Origin of the sequence: Collinsella sp. CM84Y_54 (genome assembly GCF_036317945.1) — a bacterium.
In the GTDB taxonomy this organism is placed as follows: domain Bacteria; phylum Actinomycetota; class Coriobacteriia; order Coriobacteriales; family Coriobacteriaceae; genus Collinsella.
On sequence record NZ_JAWQCX010000001.1, the window covers coordinates 55,185 to 70,905 of the forward strand.

The window sequence follows — 15,721 nt, forward strand, 5'->3', positions numbered from 1 at the left end:
GCTATGCCTGCTTGTTAGAGTCAGCGGGGAAGGCGATACCCGCCTGCTGTCGCACGGCATCCATGATACGCAGCGACACGAGCGTGACATCGCGGTAGTGGCCAAGCTCGTGGCGTCCCGCCGGGGTCTCCCAAATCTCTTCCTTAACGTTATCGATGCCGCCGATGGCGGTGATAAAGTCTGTGAGTTCGTATTCCATAGTGTTGCTCGATTTGGGTAGGTCGAGCACGAGGCTGTTGTCGCCCTGTTCGCGTGGTGCCTCGGTCGCCGAGCCGCGTACGACATCGCCGCGATAGTCGATGCGGACGTTGCGGGGCGTGGACAGATGGTCGATCTGGATAGTGCCACGCTCGCCTTCGATCTGCGAGGGCAGCAGGTCATTCGTAATTTTGGAGTGCGCGAGCTCGACGGAGATACGGCCACCGCCGTAGCTGGCGAGGATGGAACCGCAGCCGTCGATGGGGCCGTGCGTGAGCTGTCGCGTGGTGGGGTCGAGCAGAGTAGTCATGCTCGTAAGGCCGGAGGGCATGCCGAAAATCTCGACCATGGGCTCGACGGTGTAGACGCCAATATCCATGAGGGAACCCGATGCCATGTTGCAGTCGAAGATATTGGTGGCGCGTCCCGCGAGAATCTCGTTGTAGCGCGAGGAATATTTGCCAAAGCGCAATGAGGCGCGGCGGATGGGGACGATCTCGCCCAGGGCGTCCTCGATGGCGTGGAAGGCGGGATCGTGGAGGGGGCGCATGGCCTCGAGGGCTACGACACCTGCTGCCTCGGCAGCGCGGAAGACTTCCAGCGCCTGCGCTTCGGTTGCGCAGAAGGGCTTCTCGACGATGACGTGCTTGCCACCGGCGATGCAGGCAAGGGCCTGCTCGTAGTGAAGTGCGTTAGGGCTGCCGATGTAGACGGCGTCGACGTCGTCGGCGGACGCAAGCTCGTCAAGTGCGGTGAAGTTACGCTCGCCGCCGCGCTCGGCGGTAAAGGCAGCACCGCGATCTGCATTGCGCGAGAGCGTGCCCACAAACGCGGCTTGGTCGTTGGCGTTGACGACCTGGATAAAGTCGTCGGTAATCATGGATGTGCCGATGGTCGCTATACGCAGCATGTATCCCCCTCGTGCCGTTCGGTTTACAGGATGAGTGTAGCGCGGGAGGACACAAAAGCGTGCGAAAACGCCGTTACAGGTCGCTCTCGTTAAAGCCGGTGTCGATATCGAGGTTGCTGCCGTCGGCCGCGGTGGTGGCGAGCCCGTCGCAGCGCTCATTGAGCTCGTGGCCGGCATGCCCCTTAACCCAGATGAACTCAACCTTGTGCTTGCTCTTTGCGGTGAGCAGGCGCTCCCACAGATCGCGGTTCTTGACAGGCTGCTTGTTGGCGGTCTTCCAGCCGCGTTTTTTCCATCCGTCAATCCAGTGCTTGTTGAAGGCGTTGACGACGTACTGCGAATCGGAATGGACTTCGACCTCGCAGGGGCGGTTGAGTGCCTCGAGCGCCACGATAACGGCCATGAGCTCCATGCGGTTGTTGGTGGTCTTGGCGTAGCCGCGCGAAAGCTCGGAGGTGAAGGTCTTGCCGGCGGGGTTGGTGTATTTGAGCACGGCGCCGTAGCCGCCGCGTCCCGGATTTGATCGGGCCGAGCCGTCGGTATAGATGATGACCTTCACGGGCTTCCTTTCATTGGGTACGTTTCGTGTGAGTGACCATTGTAGCGCCATGCCCGCCGGGGGCTAGCAATCTACGATTTCTACCCCGTCTTCTGACAGTTAGTTGGCATGGATGATGCGGTTAAGTTCGTCGAGGTATTGCTGCAAGAGGGGAGAGGGCTTGCGCTCGTCGTGCATGATATAGCCTACGTGCATCGTTGGGGCGTCTGCTAACGGGATCGATGCCATACCCCATTGCATTTCATTGGAGAGGACACCGGTCGACAGGGTGTAACCGTTCGACGTGATAAGTAAGTTGGTAAGTGTTCCACGGTCCGAGATTCGTATGTTGCGGTCGCAAGGGATATAGCTAAAAGGTTCCTCGGCGTAATAGAAGGAGTTCGAGGTTCCCTGCTCAAAGCTGTAGCGCGTATAGGGCGTGAGGTCGGCAAGGGACAGCTGAGGGCGGCGTGCGAGCGGGTGACGCTCGCTAACGAACACGTGGACTTTCGCATCAAAGAGGGGATGAAAGCTCGCTCGGGCATCGGTAAAGGCCTTCTGCAAGACACGGGTATTAAAGTCGTCCAGATAGAGGATGCCGATGTCGCTGCGAAACGCGCGCACGTCGTCGATGATCTGCGCTGTGGTGGTCTCGCGCATGATGAACTCGAACTTGCTGTCGCGGCAGCGCTCGACCACGTTGACAAAGGCCTCGACCGAAAAGGCGTAGTGTTGGGCCGAGATAGCAAGGCGGGCTTGCGGGGTGCCGCCGTCCTCGTAGCGCGCCTCGAGCATATCGGCCTGCTCTACGACCTGGCGTGCATAACCCAAAAGCTCGGTGCCGTCGTTGGTGAGTGCAACACCGCGGCAAGAGCGCGTAAAGATTTCGATATGAAGTTCCTGTTCCAGGCTTTTGACGGCGTTTGAGATGTTGGACTGAGCGGTATAGAGGCGCTGAGCTGCGGCGTTGATTGAGCCGGACTCTGCCACGGCGATCAAAAAGCGAAGCTGCTGGAGGGTCATCGGCGCCCGTCCTTTCGATAGCTATCTATAAAACCGATAACAGGTTAGCGCTTTTAAGTGATTGACCGAGGGAAACAATGTTCGTACTATTCAAAACACACAAAGGCGGTAGGTAATTAAGCCAACCACGGAACCGGGATGCGAAAGGAGGCCCGCATATGAATTGCTTACCAAGACGAATGCCGGGCTCCTGTTTGCGCCCGTCGGCGTGATCAGGAGACAGCGACTTACTTCTCTCTTATTTATTTACTTTTATTTGATCAAGGAGATCGTCATGAGCCAGTTCATCAACAACCCCGAGCACACCTTTGGTTTCGATACCCTGCAGCTGCACGTTGGTCAGGAGAGCGCCGATCCTGCATCCGACTCCCGTGCCGTGCCTATCTACCAGACCACGAGCTATGTGTTCCGCAACTCCCAACACGCCGCCGACCGCTTTGGTCTTGCCGACGCCGGTAACATCTACGGCCGTCTGACCAACTCCACCCAGGGCGTCTTCGAGGACCGTATCGCCGCCCTCGAGGGTGGCGTGGCAGGTCTTGCCGTCGCCTCCGGTGCTGCTGCTATCACCTATACCCTGCAGGCTCTTGCCCAGGCCGGTGACCACGTGGTGGCTCAGAAGACCATCTACGGTGGTTCCTACAACCTGCTGGAGCATACGCTCTCCCAGTTTGGTGTCGAGACCACGTTTGTCGATGCCCATAACCTGGAAGAGGTCGAGGGTGCCATCAAGGACAACACCACGGTCATTTACCTTGAGACGCTCGGCAACCCCAACTCCGACATCCCCAACATTGACGCCACCTCCGAGGTCGCCAAGAAGCACGGTCTGCCGGTTGTCGTCGACAACACCTTCGGCACCCCGTATCTGTTCCGTCCGCTGGAGCATGGTGCCAACATCGTCGTCCACTCTGCAACCAAGTTCATCGGCGGCCACGGCACCTCGCTGGGCGGTGTGATCGTCGACGGCGGTAACTTCGATTGGAAGGCGAGCGGAAAGTACGCCCAGATCGCTGAGCCCAACCCCTCCTACCACGGTGTTTCGTTTGCCGAGGCTGCCGGTCCCGCTGCCTTCGCAACCTATGTCCGCGCTATCCTGCTGCGTGACGAGGGCGCCTGCATCAGCCCGTTCAACGCCTGGGTCCTGCTCCAGGGCACCGAGACTCTGTCGCTGCGCGTTGACCGTCATGTCGAGAACACCAAGAAGGTCGTTGAGTTCCTGACCGGTGACAGCCACGTCGCCAAGGTGAACCACCCGAGCCTGCCTGAGCACCCCGATCACGAGCTCTATCAGAAGTACTTCCCCCGTGGCGGTGCCTCGATCTTTACCTTTGAGATTAAGGGTGGCCAGGAGGCAGCTTGGAAGTTCATCGATCATCTGCAGGTGTTCTCGCTGCTCGCCAACGTGGCCGACGTCAAGTCGCTCGTCGTGCACCCGGCTACCACCACGCACTCCCAGCTCTCTGCCGAGGAGCTCGCCGAGCAGAACATCACGCCCTCCACGATCCGTCTTTCCATCGGTACCGAGAACGCCGAGGATATCATTTGGGATCTGAAGCAGGCCTTCGCCGCGCTGGACGAGTAAGGCGACTTGTGCAAGGACCCCTTGCGACTCGATAGGTATAACTGCATAAAATGCCTGATCAAGGCGCCTGTGCGAACAATGGTTGCACAGGCGCCTTTTTTGCATAGAGAGGGTGCAAAAACAGGGTTTTTGATACGATTTATGCATTTGAGTTGTGGAAAACTCCTGTTGAGAGGATGTGAGTTTTACGCAATTGACGTGCGCCTTTTGAGTAAAACCGCAGGTCGCGATTTGCTCGGGGTACTATGCAGCGCGATCGAATCACACGCAGCCCAAACGCAGCAAAAACACACTACGGAGGTTTCCAGCTACATGAGGATCGATTCACGAAAACCGAAAGCCGCCGCCCTTTCCGCCGCTCTGACCGTGGCACTTTTGGCGGGCGTCGGCGCAACTGATGCCCACGCGGCAACACTATCCGATACGGTCGGATCTACGCCGTCCGAGGCGACGCTGGTGCAGCCCGTCGACTACCGCGGTGACGGTTACGGCTCTATGCAGGAGTGGAACGCCTCGATGGGGGCGAAGCGCGATTCCCTGGAGATGCGCGCTCAGATCATTATGAATATGTATGGCGACTATGCTACCGATGACGAGCGCGCTGTGTTGCAGGGCTGCATCGACGGCGCGAGTAGCCTGTTGACGATGGGGGAGGTCGACGCCAAGTCGACCGAGCTCGACGAGCTTCGCTCTACGCTAGAGGATGCCAAGCGCGAGGCGCTCGAGGCTGCCGCAGCCGAAGCCGAGGCCGCTGAGGCCGTTCAGGCTTCGTATTACAACGCTGGCTCCGGCTCGTCTTACGCGTCTGCTGCGTATTACGCGAACGGCTCGGGCCTGACGCGCTCGAGCGGCGTCAATAACTATAACGGCCGCCGCGAGACTTATTACAGCAGCAACGTGTTGTATCACCACCGCACGGGCGAATGGACGCAGGACGCCGAGGGCTTTTGGCGCGATTCCGATGGCTACTACGTCGTTGCCGCGGGCGATAAGGCCCAGGGCTCCACGTTTACCGGGTCCAAGGGCGAGTGCAAGGTCTATGACTCCGGCTGCGCTGCCGGAACCACCGATTACTACACTGGCTGGTAATTTTTCTGCATCACGGATATTTGACGGACGGGCGTCTTTACCGAGCTTTAGGGCAACGTAAGGACGCCCGTTCTATGTATGCGTTTGAGTTAACAGAGCGCTTACCGTGGCAGTACGCCGCGCATATGGGCGCGGGGCACACTAGTTCATGAGAAATAAGGTCTTTCTCGTGGAGGAAGTGGTCTTGTGAACGCTCGAGATATTGCTATTGCCGCCGTCGCATTGGTGCTTGGCTGCCTTGGTCCTACGGCCGCGCTCGTTGTGGGCATGCAGGGGTCTTGTGGGGCTGCCTCTATCGTGGTCAGTGCGTTGATCGCGGCCGCACTGCTGGGAAGTGCGGGTGTAGTCCTTTGTCGCGACGATGAGGACCAGGCGTCGGAGTCGCAGCTCTAACCGTCGGGACATCGACTACTGGTTATAGATGAAGATGAAAGCCGCCGTAAGGGGAGTGCTCCTTGTGGCGGCTTTGCTGTTGAGCCTGTTGACGTGGTGAGCCGGGCGCTACCAGCTTTTCTCGATATCGCGGATGCGCTGATAGAGCCAATCGTTTTGCGGCACTTGGATATCGTGTTTGACGGCCAGGCGGCAAATGGTGCCCGCGAACTCCTCGACTTCGGTTTTTCGTTGTGCGATGCGGTCCTGCGCCATTGAGGGCATACCGGCGGGGTCGATTCCCTCGATGAGGTGCACCATCTGCGTCAGGTCTGCCTCGGTCAGCTCAATGCCCTCGGCGTTGGCGACCGCAAGCGTTTCGCGCATGGCAGAAACAAAGCAGCGACGCTGCTCGGAGCCCGGCTCCGTGGCGCTTCCGTAGGTCCCGCCGTAGGCCATGCACGTCTGGTTGATGCCGTCGTTGAGCATGAGTTTGGCCCACATGCGGTGCGTAACGTCGCTCTCGACGGTATGGGCGATGCCGCAGCGCGTGTAGAGCTCGTCGATGGCGGTGACGGTTGCGAGCTCAGTGCCGGCCGCCGCGCCAAAGCGGATTTCGCCCGCATTGGTAAAGGTGAGCTCTCCGTTGAGGAACACGGCGTCCATGCCCTGGCAAATACCAAGAACGGTATGCTCCCAGCCAAAGCGCTCGGCAATCTTCTGCTCGCTCGTAATGCCGTTACACAGCGAGGCGATGAGCGTATTGGGTCCCACGACGCGCTCCATAGTCTTGAGTGCTTGGTTGAGTCCAGTCGTCTTGACCGTGAGAATGACCAGATCGGCGGGCGTTGCCTCGCTGGCGCGGACGGACTTGAGCGCACAGGGCTTGCCATTGACGGTGAGCGCATCGCCCGCGTGACGCTCAAAACGGGCGTCATCCATAACGTATTCGACGGCGTCGTTACCGAGTGCCTGGGCGATCATACTGCCGTAGAGTAGCCCGACGCCGCCCTTGCCGATAAAGGTGACCTTGTTGATCTGCATGTGAATTATCTCCCCATATAAAAGGTGCCCGCGTAAGGGGCGCCTGATGGATTGTATGCCGCCAGCGCACCTTGTGCATGCAGGGTGGCGATTTTTAAATGAATGGACGTGTGGAGCTTACGCTGCGGGGCAGACCGCGAAAACGCGTGCGGGATATCCAACGCCATCGCGCACCTTGGGGAAGGTGCAGAAGATGACGGCGCCTGTGGCGGGAAGCTCGTCCAGATGGTCCATGACCTCGATCTGATAGCGGTCGACCGAGAGGATGTACTGCTCGCCGGGGTAGGGGTAGGCGTCCTCACGTGTGGTCACGGTCGCTTCCTTTCATCGGGCTTTTTGCTGATGTTAAAGCGGTGTCGTGACGGCTCGATTTCTGCTACGTTACGATACATTCTCGATTGCGATTCCACGATGTTTCGGCTGCGTGACCATTGTGTTTCGCCTTGCCGGGGCGCTGATGGCGAAGGGAGGGGCCGTGCAATACCGTGTTGACCCCAAAAGTGGTAACCGAATATCCGCTCTGGGTCTGGGCTGCATGAGGTTTCCCGGTGCGCCGGGACATCCCGATGCGAAGACGGCCGATGCCATCATTTCCCGTGCGGTGGAGCAAGGGATAACCTATCTGGACACGGCCTATCTCTACCCCGGTAACGAAGCTTGTGTGGGAGCTTCGCTTGAGCGCCTGGGTCTGCGCGACCAGATTTTGCTCGCGACCAAGTTGCCGCACGCTTCGTGCAAATGTGCGGAGGATTTCGACCGCTTTTTTGACGAGCAGCTGCGCCGTTTGCGGACTGACCATATCGACTACTACCTCATGCACAACATCACCTCGCCCGCGCAGTGGGAGCGCGTGGCAGCTTTGGGTATCGAGGACTGGATTGCGCACCAAAAGGCTGCGGGGCGTATTCGCCAGATAGGTTTTTCGTACCACGGCGGTGCGGCGGATTTCCTCATGATGCTTGACGCGTATGACTGGGATTTTTGCCAGATCCAGTACAATTATGCCGGAGAGCGCTACCAAGCGGGAACGGCGGGACTCATGGCAGCCGCCGAGCGCGGGCTCGCGGTGTTTGTGATGGAACCGCTTTTGGGTGGACGCCTGGCGGGCAAGCTGCCTCCGCGGGCCCGCGCCGTGCTCGATGACGTACGCGATCCGTACCTGAAGACGCCGGCTGCTTGGGGCCTTTCGTGGGTGTGGAACCATCCTCAAGTCACGATGCTGCTTTCGGGCATGACCGATACCGCGCAGGTGGACGAGAACGCGGCATTGGCGGATCGCGCACTGCCGGATTCGATGACGACAGAGCAGCTCGATACCATCGCACGCGTGCTGGGAGAGTTTGAGAAATCGAATCGCGTGCCCTGTACGGGGTGCGGCTACTGCATGCCGTGCCCCAAGGGTATCAATATTCCCGGCTGCTTTGGCGCCTACAACGCGAGCTATGCGCATAGTTGGTTTACGGGGCTGTCTCAATACTTTACGGCGAGCGCGGTGCGGACGAACGAGCCCAAGCTGGTGAGCAATTGCGTCAAGTGCGGCAAATGCGCACGTCACTGCCCGCAGCACATTGATATTCCCGAGCGTCTCGACGATGTGCGCCGACGTTTCCAGCCTGGTCCCGTAACGGCCGCGCTTAAAGCCTTTTGCAAAACGCGCTCCTGATGCCCCTTTTATAACTTGCGGTGGAATAGTTCCTGTTTGCGGCAGAATAGGGGCCAAGCAGGAACTATTCCACCGCAACTGAAGGGGGCTGTCGTGGGCTATCGGGATTCATGTGATGGTTTGCGTGATGTTCGCTGGGGCGTTTTGGGCGCTGGACACATTTCGCATCGATTCGCATCGTCGCTCAAGGAGGTGGACGGGGCACGGCTTGTGGCTGCCGCCGGTCGCACTCCTTCGCATGTTGAGGAGTTTTGCAGGGCGTTTTCGATTGATGCCGCGCACGGCTATGCCACGGCTGACGATAGCGGCGATGCGGCTTATGATGCGCTGATTGCCGACCCCGATGTCGACGCAATCTACTTGGCTCTTCCACATGGCATGCATGCGCATTGGGCCTGTCGGGCACTGCGCGCGGGAAAGGCCGTACTGTGCGAAAAGCCGGCCGTTTTGAATGAAGAAGAGGCCCATGCGATCGCCTCCGTTTCCCGTGAGTACGGCGTGCCGTTTATGGAGGCGATGAAGAATCGGTTTTGCCCGATGCGCACTCGCGTGAAGGACTTGCTTGCGTCGGGTGAGCTTGGCCGTATTGTCTCGATTGAAAGCGTGCAAAAGCTCGATTACGGCGAGTCTCCTTCGGGCTATCTGCTTGATCCGTTGCAGGGCGGCTGTCTATATGACATGGGCTGCTATGCAGTCGGGTGGTTTGAGGATCTGCTTACGGGCGCGTGCGATGTTTCGTCTCGTGAAGTTCGCTGGCGTGACGTATCGGGCGGCCGCGTGGATTGGGCCGATGAGATCCATATGAGTGTCGGCGGCATACCCATTCATATGGTGTGCGACGGCAAAGCAGCATATGAAAGCCGCTTAACGATTGCCTGCGAGCGGGGTTCGTTGGAAATCGAGCGCCTCCATCGCCCCGAGCTCGCCCATGTGAAGTACTCCGACGGACGAATGCTCGAAATAAATGCCCCGTTTGAGGTCGATGATTTCTACGGCGAAATCCGGCATGCGACCCAGCTCATCCGGGCGGGGAAACTCAAGAGTCCCGTCATGCCCCTAGCCGCCACACAGCGCTGTGCGCGCATCATCGATGCAATCCGTCTAGCCCTCTAGGACCTGGCGCTGACGCGTGAGGGATCATGACGCCCGCGCCCGTAGCCGTAGTGCTTGGTGGCCCGCATCTCTGATGCCCCTTTTATAACTTGTGGTGGAATAGTTCCTGTTTGCGGCAGAATAGGGCATCGACAGGAACTATTTCACCGCAACTGATGAGGGGGAGCTGGAGATGCTGACGATCGGGTGTCATCTTTCGACGACGAAGGGCTATCGGGCAATGGGGGAGACGGCGCTGTCCATTGGCGCCAATACCTTTGCATTCTTTACGCGCAACCCGCGCGGCGGCAAGGCGAAAGACCTTGACATGGATGACGTGGCGGCCCTGCGCGAGCTTATGGGGCAAAACGACTTTGGCCCGCTCGTGGCTCATGCCCCGTATACCTATAACCCCTGCTCGGCCAAAGAGCGGGCGCGCGAGTTTGCCCTGGAGGCCATGGCAGAGGACCTGCGTCGCATGGAAGCGCTGCCCGGCAACTACTACAACTTCCATCCCGGTGCGCATGTGGGGCAGGGCTCCGACGCCGGCATTCAGATGATCGTCGACACCCTGTGTCAGGTGATGTTTGAGGGTCAGCAGACGACGGTGCTGCTCGAGACTATGGCCGGCAAGGGCACCGAGGTGGGCCGCAGCTTCGAGGAGCTGGCGCTCATCATCGAGGGCGTTGCCGACAAACGCCCCGAGCTGTCGGCCAAGTTGGGCGTTTGCCTGGACACCTGCCATGTGAATGATGCCGGCTATGACATCGTCCACGATCTTGACGGTGTGCTCGACGAGTTCGATCGTGTGGTGGGTATCGAGCGCCTGCGCGCCGTGCATATCAATGACTCCAAGAACCCTTGCGGCGCCCATAAGGATCGCCACGAGTGCATCGGCAAGGGCTACCTGGGTAGTGAAGAGTTTGGCGGCGGTATGCAGGTTATGCAGAATATTGTATCGAATGGCCGCTTGCGCGCCTTGCCATTCATTTTGGAGACACCGAACGAACTTGCAGGTTATGCGGCTGAAATCAAACTGTTAAGGTCCTTGCAGCAGTAATGGCTGCCATAAAGTGGAGTGCTCCATTCACGTTATGGGTTTGTTTCAATCAGTTTTCTAATTGCAGATTCTTCCAAGCGGGTGCATAATAACCCTCAGTTTTTGCAGACCTCTGAATCACATGGGGTCATTGGAAGGAGACTGATTATGAAGCTGAAGAAGCTTGGCGCATTTGCCGCCACGGGTGCTATGGCGCTCGCCCTCGCTCTGACGGGCTGCGGCTCGTCCAACGCCACCTCTGGCTCTGATGCCGGTTCTAGCAGCTCTGACGACGCTAAGGTCGAGAAGGTCGACGGCTCCAAGGAGTACGCGCTCGTCAAGGACGGTACGCTGACCGTCGGCACCTCTGCCGAGTACGCTCCGTTTGAGTACAAGGATGACAACGGCGATTATCAGGGCTTTGACCTTGAGCTCATCAAGGCCATCGGCGACAAGCTGGGCCTGGATGTCGAGTACGTCAATAACGACTTTGACACGCTGGTTCCGGGCGTCGCTTCGGGCGCCAAGTATGACGTCTCCATCGCGGCTATCACCGACACGCCCGAGCGTGAGAAGGAAGTCACTTTCTCCGATTCCTACTACATGGACGATCAGGCTATCGTGACCAAGGTCGATAACACCGACATCACGGCCGATAACTACAGCGAGAAGCTCAATAACGCTGACGCTACCATCATCGTCCAGTCTGGCTCGACCGCCGAGTCCTTTGCCCAGGAGAACTTCCCCAAGGCCAAGATTGTCCCCTACAAGGACGCCACCGAGTGCTTCAGCGCCCTGCAGTCCGATAAGGGCGACGCCGTAGTCACCAACCGCTCCGTTGCTAGCCAGCTGACCGCCGAGCAGTTCAACACCTGTCAGACCATTAAGCAGATCAGCACCGGCGAGGAGTACGCCATCGCCATCAACCAGGGCAACACCAAGCTCAAGGACGACATCAACCAGGCCATCAAGGACCTGACCGATGACGGTACCGTTGACGCCCTCATGGCTAAGTACAACATCAAGTAAAATAACTACTTGATTGCGCGCGGGCCCTTTCCGTTTTGGCGGAGAGGGCCTTTGCGCTTCTCTTGACGGAGAGCATTTCCGTCTCGTTTTGCCGGCAACTTCTACGATAGGAGCCACCTTGTCTCGACTGAACAAAGGGGCCGCGGAGCAGCATTTTCCACTGCCCGCCTTGCTCCAAAAGCTAGTCTGCGTCATGGCCGTGGCGCTCGCGCTGGTTTGCGCGGGGGCATATGCGCCCACGACCGCCCAGGCGCTTGAGACCGCAAAGATTACCGCCCGACCCAACACCGGTTCGGGCAGCGCTGTGGTCGGCGGTACCGAGACGCGCGTTACCTGGGAGGTCCAAGCCGATGCCGATGAGGAGCTGAGCGGTCTTTCGCTGACGTTTGTCGACGGCACGACGTTTGGTACCGATGACACGCGATTGACGATGCTCTCGGGCGAGGACCTCATGGATCGTACGCCCATGAAGCCCACGTGCAAGGCTGACGGCCAGACGCTCAAGATTGACTTTGGCGAGACGGCGCCTGCCGGCGGCTTTTTCCGTGTCGAGGTTTACGGCGTGACGTTTCCCGTCGAGGGCGGCGATGAGGCCTTTAGCGGCACCTATACGCTTGCCGACGGTTCGACCAAGAAGATTTCCAAGATTCCTTCCGTCGAGATTAAGGGCGTGACGGCATTCGATAACTTCCTGGCCGACCTTAAGGAACAGCCGTGGGTCGAGGCATGGAATTCCAACATGTTCCTTCGCCTGTTCCTGAACCCGGTCATTTTGGTCCAGAGCCTGCCGATCGTCTTTAAGGGCTTCCTTATGTCGCTCTCGATCGTGCTCGTGGCATTTCCGTTGGCCATTCCCTTTGGCTTTGCGCTGTCGCTCATGCGCATTTCCAAGTCGCGCATCCTTCGTTGTCTTGCCGGCATCTATGTGAATATCATCCGCGGCACGCCGGCGTTCCTGCAGATCTACATTGCGTTCTTTGGCCTGCCGCTTGCCGGTGTCAAGGTTGACGACTACGTCTTGGGCGTTATCGTCATGGCCATGAACTCGTCTGCGTACCTGTGCGAGATCTTCCGTGCCGGTATTCAGTCGATCCCCAAGGGTCAAAACGAGGCTGCTCGCTCGCTGGGCATGAATGCCTTCCAGACGCTGCTCTACGTTATGATTCCGCAGACGTTCCGCAATGTCCTGCCTACGCTGACCAGCGAGTTTATCCTGCTTTACAAGGATACGTCGCTGCTTGCCGCCGTGGGCGTGGTCGAGATCGTCATGAACGCCCGCACCATCGTGGCAACAACGGGCTCCATTACGCCGTATGTGGTTGCCGCCCTGTTCTATCTGGTCATTACCCTGCCGCTTGCGCGCTTGGTGAGCGGTCTTGAGGCGAGGCTGCTGGGTACGGCCGAAACCAAAAAGAAGCGTCCCACCAAGAGCGCCGGACAGGTTGTCGCGACGCCCGCCGACCATATCGCTGGTCTGTAAGGAGGTTCTATTATGAGCGAAACCAATAACTCGAACGAGGTCGTCGTCAGCATCAAGAATCTCCAGAAGGCCTTTGGCGATAACGTGGTCCTGCGCGACATCGACCTTGATGTGCACAAGGGCGAGGTCGTCGTAGTCCTGGGCCCTTCGGGTTCGGGCAAGTCGACGATGCTTCGCTGCATTAACCGTCTCGAGGAGCCCACGAGTGGTTCGATTGTCGTCGAGGGCGTGGATGTGTGCGCCAAGGGCGTTGACCTCAATAAGGTGCGTACGCACTTGGGCATGGTGTTTCAGCAGTTCAACTTGTTCCCGCACCTGTCGGTCAAAAAGAACGTCATGCTTGCGCAGCAAAAGGTGCTCAAGCGCAGCAAGGAAGAGGCCGAGAAGATTGCCATCGAGGAGCTGACCAAGGTCGGCCTGGCCGAGCGCATCGATTTTATGCCGAGTCAGCTTTCGGGCGGTCAGCAGCAGCGCGTGGCCATCGCCCGCGCCCTGTCGATGAATCCGCACGTGATGCTCTTTGACGAGGCCACGTCGGCGCTCGATCCTGAGCTTGTCCGCGATGTATTGGGCGTCATGCGCGATCTTGCGCATGACGGTATGACCATGATCGTGGTGACGCACGAGATGGGCTTTGCCCGCGACGTCGCCGACCGCGTCGTCTTTATGGACGGCGGCGTTATCGTGGAGGATGGCACGCCGAGCGAGGTCTTCGACCATCCTAAGAGCGAACGCACCAAGGCGTTTTTGGGCAATATCTCGTAGCCGCTTTATATGACTGACATAGCAGAAAACGGGAGCCGGATGTGATCCGGCTCCCGTTTTTGTTGGGACGCGAATGTGTTTTGGTGCAGAGCGCGTTACGGGCGGAGCTCATTGCCGCTAGGCGAGCTCAGCTCCAAGGGCGCGGCAGGCCGCCTCGCCCTCATCGTCGGGGGCGTCGTAGCAAATGACGGAATCGACGACGTTGACACCTGCCTCGTCGGCATCGGCCTTCCAGTTGTCCATCCACTCGCCCTCGGCCCACGAATAAGAGCCAAAGAGGACGACCTTCTTGTCGCCGAGGGTTTCCTTGACTTCGTCCCACATCGGTTGGAACTCATCGTATTCAAGCTCCTCGGAGCCCATGGCGGGGCAACCGAAGGCGAAGGCATCATAGTCGGCGGCCCTGTCGGCAGAGAAGTCGGCGCAGGGGATGACTTCGGCCTCGGCGCCCGCGGACGTGGTGCCCTCGGCAACGAGGTTTGCCATGGCCTCGGTGTTGCCCGTGCCGCTCCAATAGACGACGGCGATCTTGCTCATGTTGAGTCCTTTCGGTTGTGCGGCGTGCGGCCGCGTTTTGTATGCACTATCGGGTTGCCTGGACAAGTTGTCCCAGGGTGCAGCCCCGTTGATAGATGTAGGTAAGGTATTGCGTGCATGCGCGATAGGAATCGAAGGTCGTGAGCGCCTGCTCAACGTTTGTGTATACCTTCCATGCGCCAAAGACCTTATAGTTTTCGCCGTGCTGGACGATAAACTGATGGACATCTTCGTAGGGATAGCCCAAAAAATAGCCAATTTCGTGGGGGAACTCGCACGTGCATCCCGTATCGCAGTGCCTATTTCGCGCGAATGCGCAGACGCTGCCGTCATAGGCGCTTTCTGCGGCATTGCTGCTTGCCAGCGTGATGCGCGCGGCGAGATGCACCAGGGATGCGGGCAGGTTGTGGACATCGTAACCTTCGGCTGCAAGCGCCGTCGTGGCGCGGGGGTCGGAGAGGTATCGCATGAGGTCCGCAGGGCGGTACACATAGATGAGCGCTCCGCAGGGGCGCCAGACCAAAACGCTCATATGGATCCCGAGTGGCCGGAGCTCGCGGTTGCATTGGGCTATGACGGCGAGCAGGCGAGAGCGTCGATCTTCGATATGGGCGGCGCTAGGTTTTCCGTTTTGGTTGGCGTAAACGCCGGGATAGGTAAAGAGCGATGCCGGCTTGATACCTGCGAGCGTAGAGGAGCAGTTGCGTACGACAGCCGTTTGGTATGTTGGGATGTCAATGGTTCGAGTCACGATGCTCCTTTCGGGTCCTCAGTTGTTAGCCTAGGAAAACTTATACACGAAAGTAAGCCTTGGTCAACTAAAAAGTTTGAAGAGGGAAACTAATTGACCGAACCGACACGAGTTTGGAGTAAGATGGGAACACCCCATGGGGGTATAGGTATAAGAGTTTGGAGAAAGGGGATCGCATGGACGACTTGATCAGCCCTGCAAATATCATCGTGCTTGCCGTGATCGCACTCGGCATGTTCTTTGGTGTGCGTCGTATTGCCGTATCGACACGCGGAAAGAGCTGCTGTAGTGATGGCGCGAGTTGCAAGAAGGCCAAGAAGGTTGTGGTGGCCGATGCCGATGAGTCTCACTATCCCTACCACGATGAGCTGCTTATCGGCGGCATGAGCTGCGACGGGTGCGCTCAGAACGTAGTCAATGCTCTCAATGCGCTGGATGGCGTGTGGGCAACGGTGACGTATGCGGACCACACGGCACGCGTGCGTTCGAAGCGCCCGATTGACCGCGAGGCACTCGAGACGGCGGTGAGAGACGCGGGCTATTTCGTTATGAAAATGTAGATGCTGCCCTCTCCAATGAGTACCGGCCTCCTCCCCATTGGGGCTA

The 15,721-nt window shown here is 58.7% G+C and carries 17 protein-coding genes; 10 read left to right on the forward strand and 7 right to left on the reverse strand.

Features of this window, described 5'->3' with window-relative positions; genetic code table 11:
- Position 1 precedes the first annotated feature (1 nt).
- The 3 genes from V2391_RS00260 to V2391_RS00270 form a co-directional block, all read right to left on the reverse strand.
- Positions 2 to 1,108 (reverse strand): Gfo/Idh/MocA family protein, encoded by a 1,107-nt coding sequence (locus V2391_RS00260; protein ID WP_161144854.1) that lies wholly within the window; start codon positions 1,106 to 1,108, stop codon positions 2 to 4.
- 73 nt (positions 1,109 to 1,181) lie between these two features.
- The gene (gene rnhA, locus V2391_RS00265; protein ID WP_329737804.1) at positions 1,182 to 1,718 is read right to left on the reverse strand and encodes a ribonuclease HI; all 537 of its coding nucleotides are present in this window, start codon (positions 1,716 to 1,718) and stop codon (positions 1,182 to 1,184) included.
- Between the two features lie 48 nt (positions 1,719 to 1,766).
- Complete coding sequence (locus V2391_RS00270; protein WP_329737805.1) at positions 1,767 to 2,669, reverse strand: LysR family transcriptional regulator; 903 nt, start codon at positions 2,667 to 2,669, stop codon at positions 1,767 to 1,769.
- A 274-nt stretch (positions 2,670 to 2,943) separates the two neighbouring features.
- Here V2391_RS00270 and V2391_RS00275 point away from each other — a divergent pair, with 274 nt between their 5' ends.
- From V2391_RS00275 to V2391_RS00285, 3 genes are all read left to right on the forward strand, one after another.
- Positions 2,944 to 4,254 (forward strand): O-acetylhomoserine aminocarboxypropyltransferase/cysteine synthase family protein, encoded by a 1,311-nt coding sequence (locus V2391_RS00275; protein ID WP_329737806.1) that lies wholly within the window; start codon positions 2,944 to 2,946, stop codon positions 4,252 to 4,254.
- A gap of 312 nt (positions 4,255 to 4,566) precedes the next feature.
- Positions 4,567 to 5,343, forward strand: coding sequence for a hypothetical protein (locus tag V2391_RS00280; RefSeq protein WP_117745853.1), 777 nt, complete (start codon positions 4,567 to 4,569; stop codon positions 5,341 to 5,343).
- Positions 5,344 to 5,529: 186 nt separating this feature from the next.
- Entirely contained in the window at positions 5,530 to 5,736 is a 207-nt protein-coding gene (locus V2391_RS00285) for a hypothetical protein (RefSeq protein ID WP_148345631.1), read from the forward strand.
- 108 nt (positions 5,737 to 5,844) lie between these two features.
- Here the strand turns inward: V2391_RS00285 and V2391_RS00290 are convergent, their stop codons facing one another.
- Both V2391_RS00290 and V2391_RS00295 read right to left on the reverse strand, forming a co-directional pair.
- The gene (locus V2391_RS00290; protein ID WP_329737807.1) at positions 5,845 to 6,759 is read right to left on the reverse strand and encodes a ketopantoate reductase family protein; all 915 of its coding nucleotides are present in this window, start codon (positions 6,757 to 6,759) and stop codon (positions 5,845 to 5,847) included.
- Between the two features lie 117 nt (positions 6,760 to 6,876).
- The gene (locus V2391_RS00295) at positions 6,877 to 7,071 is read right to left on the reverse strand and encodes a hypothetical protein (protein WP_138374657.1); all 195 of its coding nucleotides are present in this window, start codon (positions 7,069 to 7,071) and stop codon (positions 6,877 to 6,879) included.
- A 163-nt stretch (positions 7,072 to 7,234) separates the two neighbouring features.
- Here V2391_RS00295 and V2391_RS00300 point away from each other — a divergent pair, with 163 nt between their 5' ends.
- The 6 genes from V2391_RS00300 to V2391_RS00325 all read left to right on the forward strand — a co-directional run bounded on the left by V2391_RS00300 (position 7,235) and on the right by V2391_RS00325 (position 13,827).
- Positions 7,235 to 8,422 (forward strand): aldo/keto reductase, encoded by a 1,188-nt coding sequence (locus V2391_RS00300; RefSeq protein ID WP_148345629.1) that lies wholly within the window; start codon positions 7,235 to 7,237, stop codon positions 8,420 to 8,422.
- A 93-nt stretch (positions 8,423 to 8,515) separates the two neighbouring features.
- Positions 8,516 to 9,535, forward strand: coding sequence for a Gfo/Idh/MocA family protein (locus V2391_RS00305; RefSeq protein ID WP_329737808.1), 1,020 nt, complete (start codon positions 8,516 to 8,518; stop codon positions 9,533 to 9,535).
- Between the two features lie 172 nt (positions 9,536 to 9,707).
- A complete protein-coding gene (locus tag V2391_RS00310) occupies positions 9,708 to 10,574 on the forward strand; it encodes a deoxyribonuclease IV (protein WP_329737809.1) in 867 nt (288 codons plus the stop codon).
- A 147-nt stretch (positions 10,575 to 10,721) separates the two neighbouring features.
- Positions 10,722 to 11,582, forward strand: coding sequence for an ABC transporter substrate-binding protein (locus V2391_RS00315; protein WP_035138867.1), 861 nt, complete (start codon positions 10,722 to 10,724; stop codon positions 11,580 to 11,582).
- Between the two features lie 118 nt (positions 11,583 to 11,700).
- Positions 11,701 to 13,062 carry an ABC transporter permease subunit gene (locus V2391_RS00320; protein WP_329737810.1) on the forward strand — a complete coding sequence of 454 codons (1,362 nt, stop codon included), beginning with the start codon at positions 11,701 to 11,703 and terminating at the stop codon, positions 13,060 to 13,062.
- Between the two features lie 12 nt (positions 13,063 to 13,074).
- Positions 13,075 to 13,827, forward strand: a complete 753-nt coding sequence (locus V2391_RS00325; RefSeq protein WP_117745860.1) for an amino acid ABC transporter ATP-binding protein — start codon at positions 13,075 to 13,077, stop codon at positions 13,825 to 13,827.
- A gap of 117 nt (positions 13,828 to 13,944) precedes the next feature.
- On the opposite strand, the gene V2391_RS00330 is transcribed toward V2391_RS00325, so the two are convergent.
- Both V2391_RS00330 and V2391_RS00335 read right to left on the reverse strand, forming a co-directional pair.
- Positions 13,945 to 14,364 (reverse strand): flavodoxin, encoded by a 420-nt coding sequence (locus V2391_RS00330; protein ID WP_329737811.1) that lies wholly within the window; start codon positions 14,362 to 14,364, stop codon positions 13,945 to 13,947.
- A 46-nt stretch (positions 14,365 to 14,410) separates the two neighbouring features.
- Positions 14,411 to 15,115 (reverse strand): DUF3793 family protein, encoded by a 705-nt coding sequence (locus V2391_RS00335; protein WP_329737812.1) that lies wholly within the window; start codon positions 15,113 to 15,115, stop codon positions 14,411 to 14,413.
- 176 nt (positions 15,116 to 15,291) lie between these two features.
- On the opposite strand from V2391_RS00335, the gene V2391_RS00340 reads away from it, so the two are divergent.
- Positions 15,292 to 15,675, forward strand: coding sequence for a heavy-metal-associated domain-containing protein (locus V2391_RS00340; RefSeq protein ID WP_329737813.1), 384 nt, complete (start codon positions 15,292 to 15,294; stop codon positions 15,673 to 15,675).
- Positions 15,676 to 15,721: the final 46 nt, after the last annotated feature.

What these genes read in the sequence shown, in the direction of transcription:
- V2391_RS00260 (WP_161144854.1), bottom strand. Translation starts at nt 1,108, where the DNA reads ATGCTGCGTATAGCGACCATCGGCACATCCATGATTACCGACGACTTT.
- rnhA (WP_329737804.1), bottom strand. Translation starts at nt 1,718, where the DNA reads ATGGCGCTACAATGGTCACTCACACGAAACGTACCCAATGAAAGGAAG.
- V2391_RS00270 (WP_329737805.1), bottom strand. Translation starts at nt 2,669, where the DNA reads ATGACCCTCCAGCAGCTTCGCTTTTTGATCGCCGTGGCAGAGTCCGGC.
- V2391_RS00275 (WP_329737806.1), top strand. Translation starts at nt 2,944, where the DNA reads ATGAGCCAGTTCATCAACAACCCCGAGCACACCTTTGGTTTCGATACC.
- V2391_RS00280 (WP_117745853.1), top strand. Translation starts at nt 4,567, where the DNA reads ATGAGGATCGATTCACGAAAACCGAAAGCCGCCGCCCTTTCCGCCGCT.
- V2391_RS00290 (WP_329737807.1), bottom strand. Translation starts at nt 6,759, where the DNA reads ATGCAGATCAACAAGGTCACCTTTATCGGCAAGGGCGGCGTCGGGCTA.
- V2391_RS00310 (WP_329737809.1), top strand. Translation starts at nt 9,708, where the DNA reads ATGCTGACGATCGGGTGTCATCTTTCGACGACGAAGGGCTATCGGGCA.
- V2391_RS00315 (WP_035138867.1), top strand. Translation starts at nt 10,722, where the DNA reads ATGAAGCTGAAGAAGCTTGGCGCATTTGCCGCCACGGGTGCTATGGCG.
- V2391_RS00325 (WP_117745860.1), top strand. Translation starts at nt 13,075, where the DNA reads ATGAGCGAAACCAATAACTCGAACGAGGTCGTCGTCAGCATCAAGAAT.
- V2391_RS00330 (WP_329737811.1), bottom strand. Translation starts at nt 14,364, where the DNA reads ATGAGCAAGATCGCCGTCGTCTATTGGAGCGGCACGGGCAACACCGAG.
- V2391_RS00340 (WP_329737813.1), top strand. Translation starts at nt 15,292, where the DNA reads ATGGACGACTTGATCAGCCCTGCAAATATCATCGTGCTTGCCGTGATC.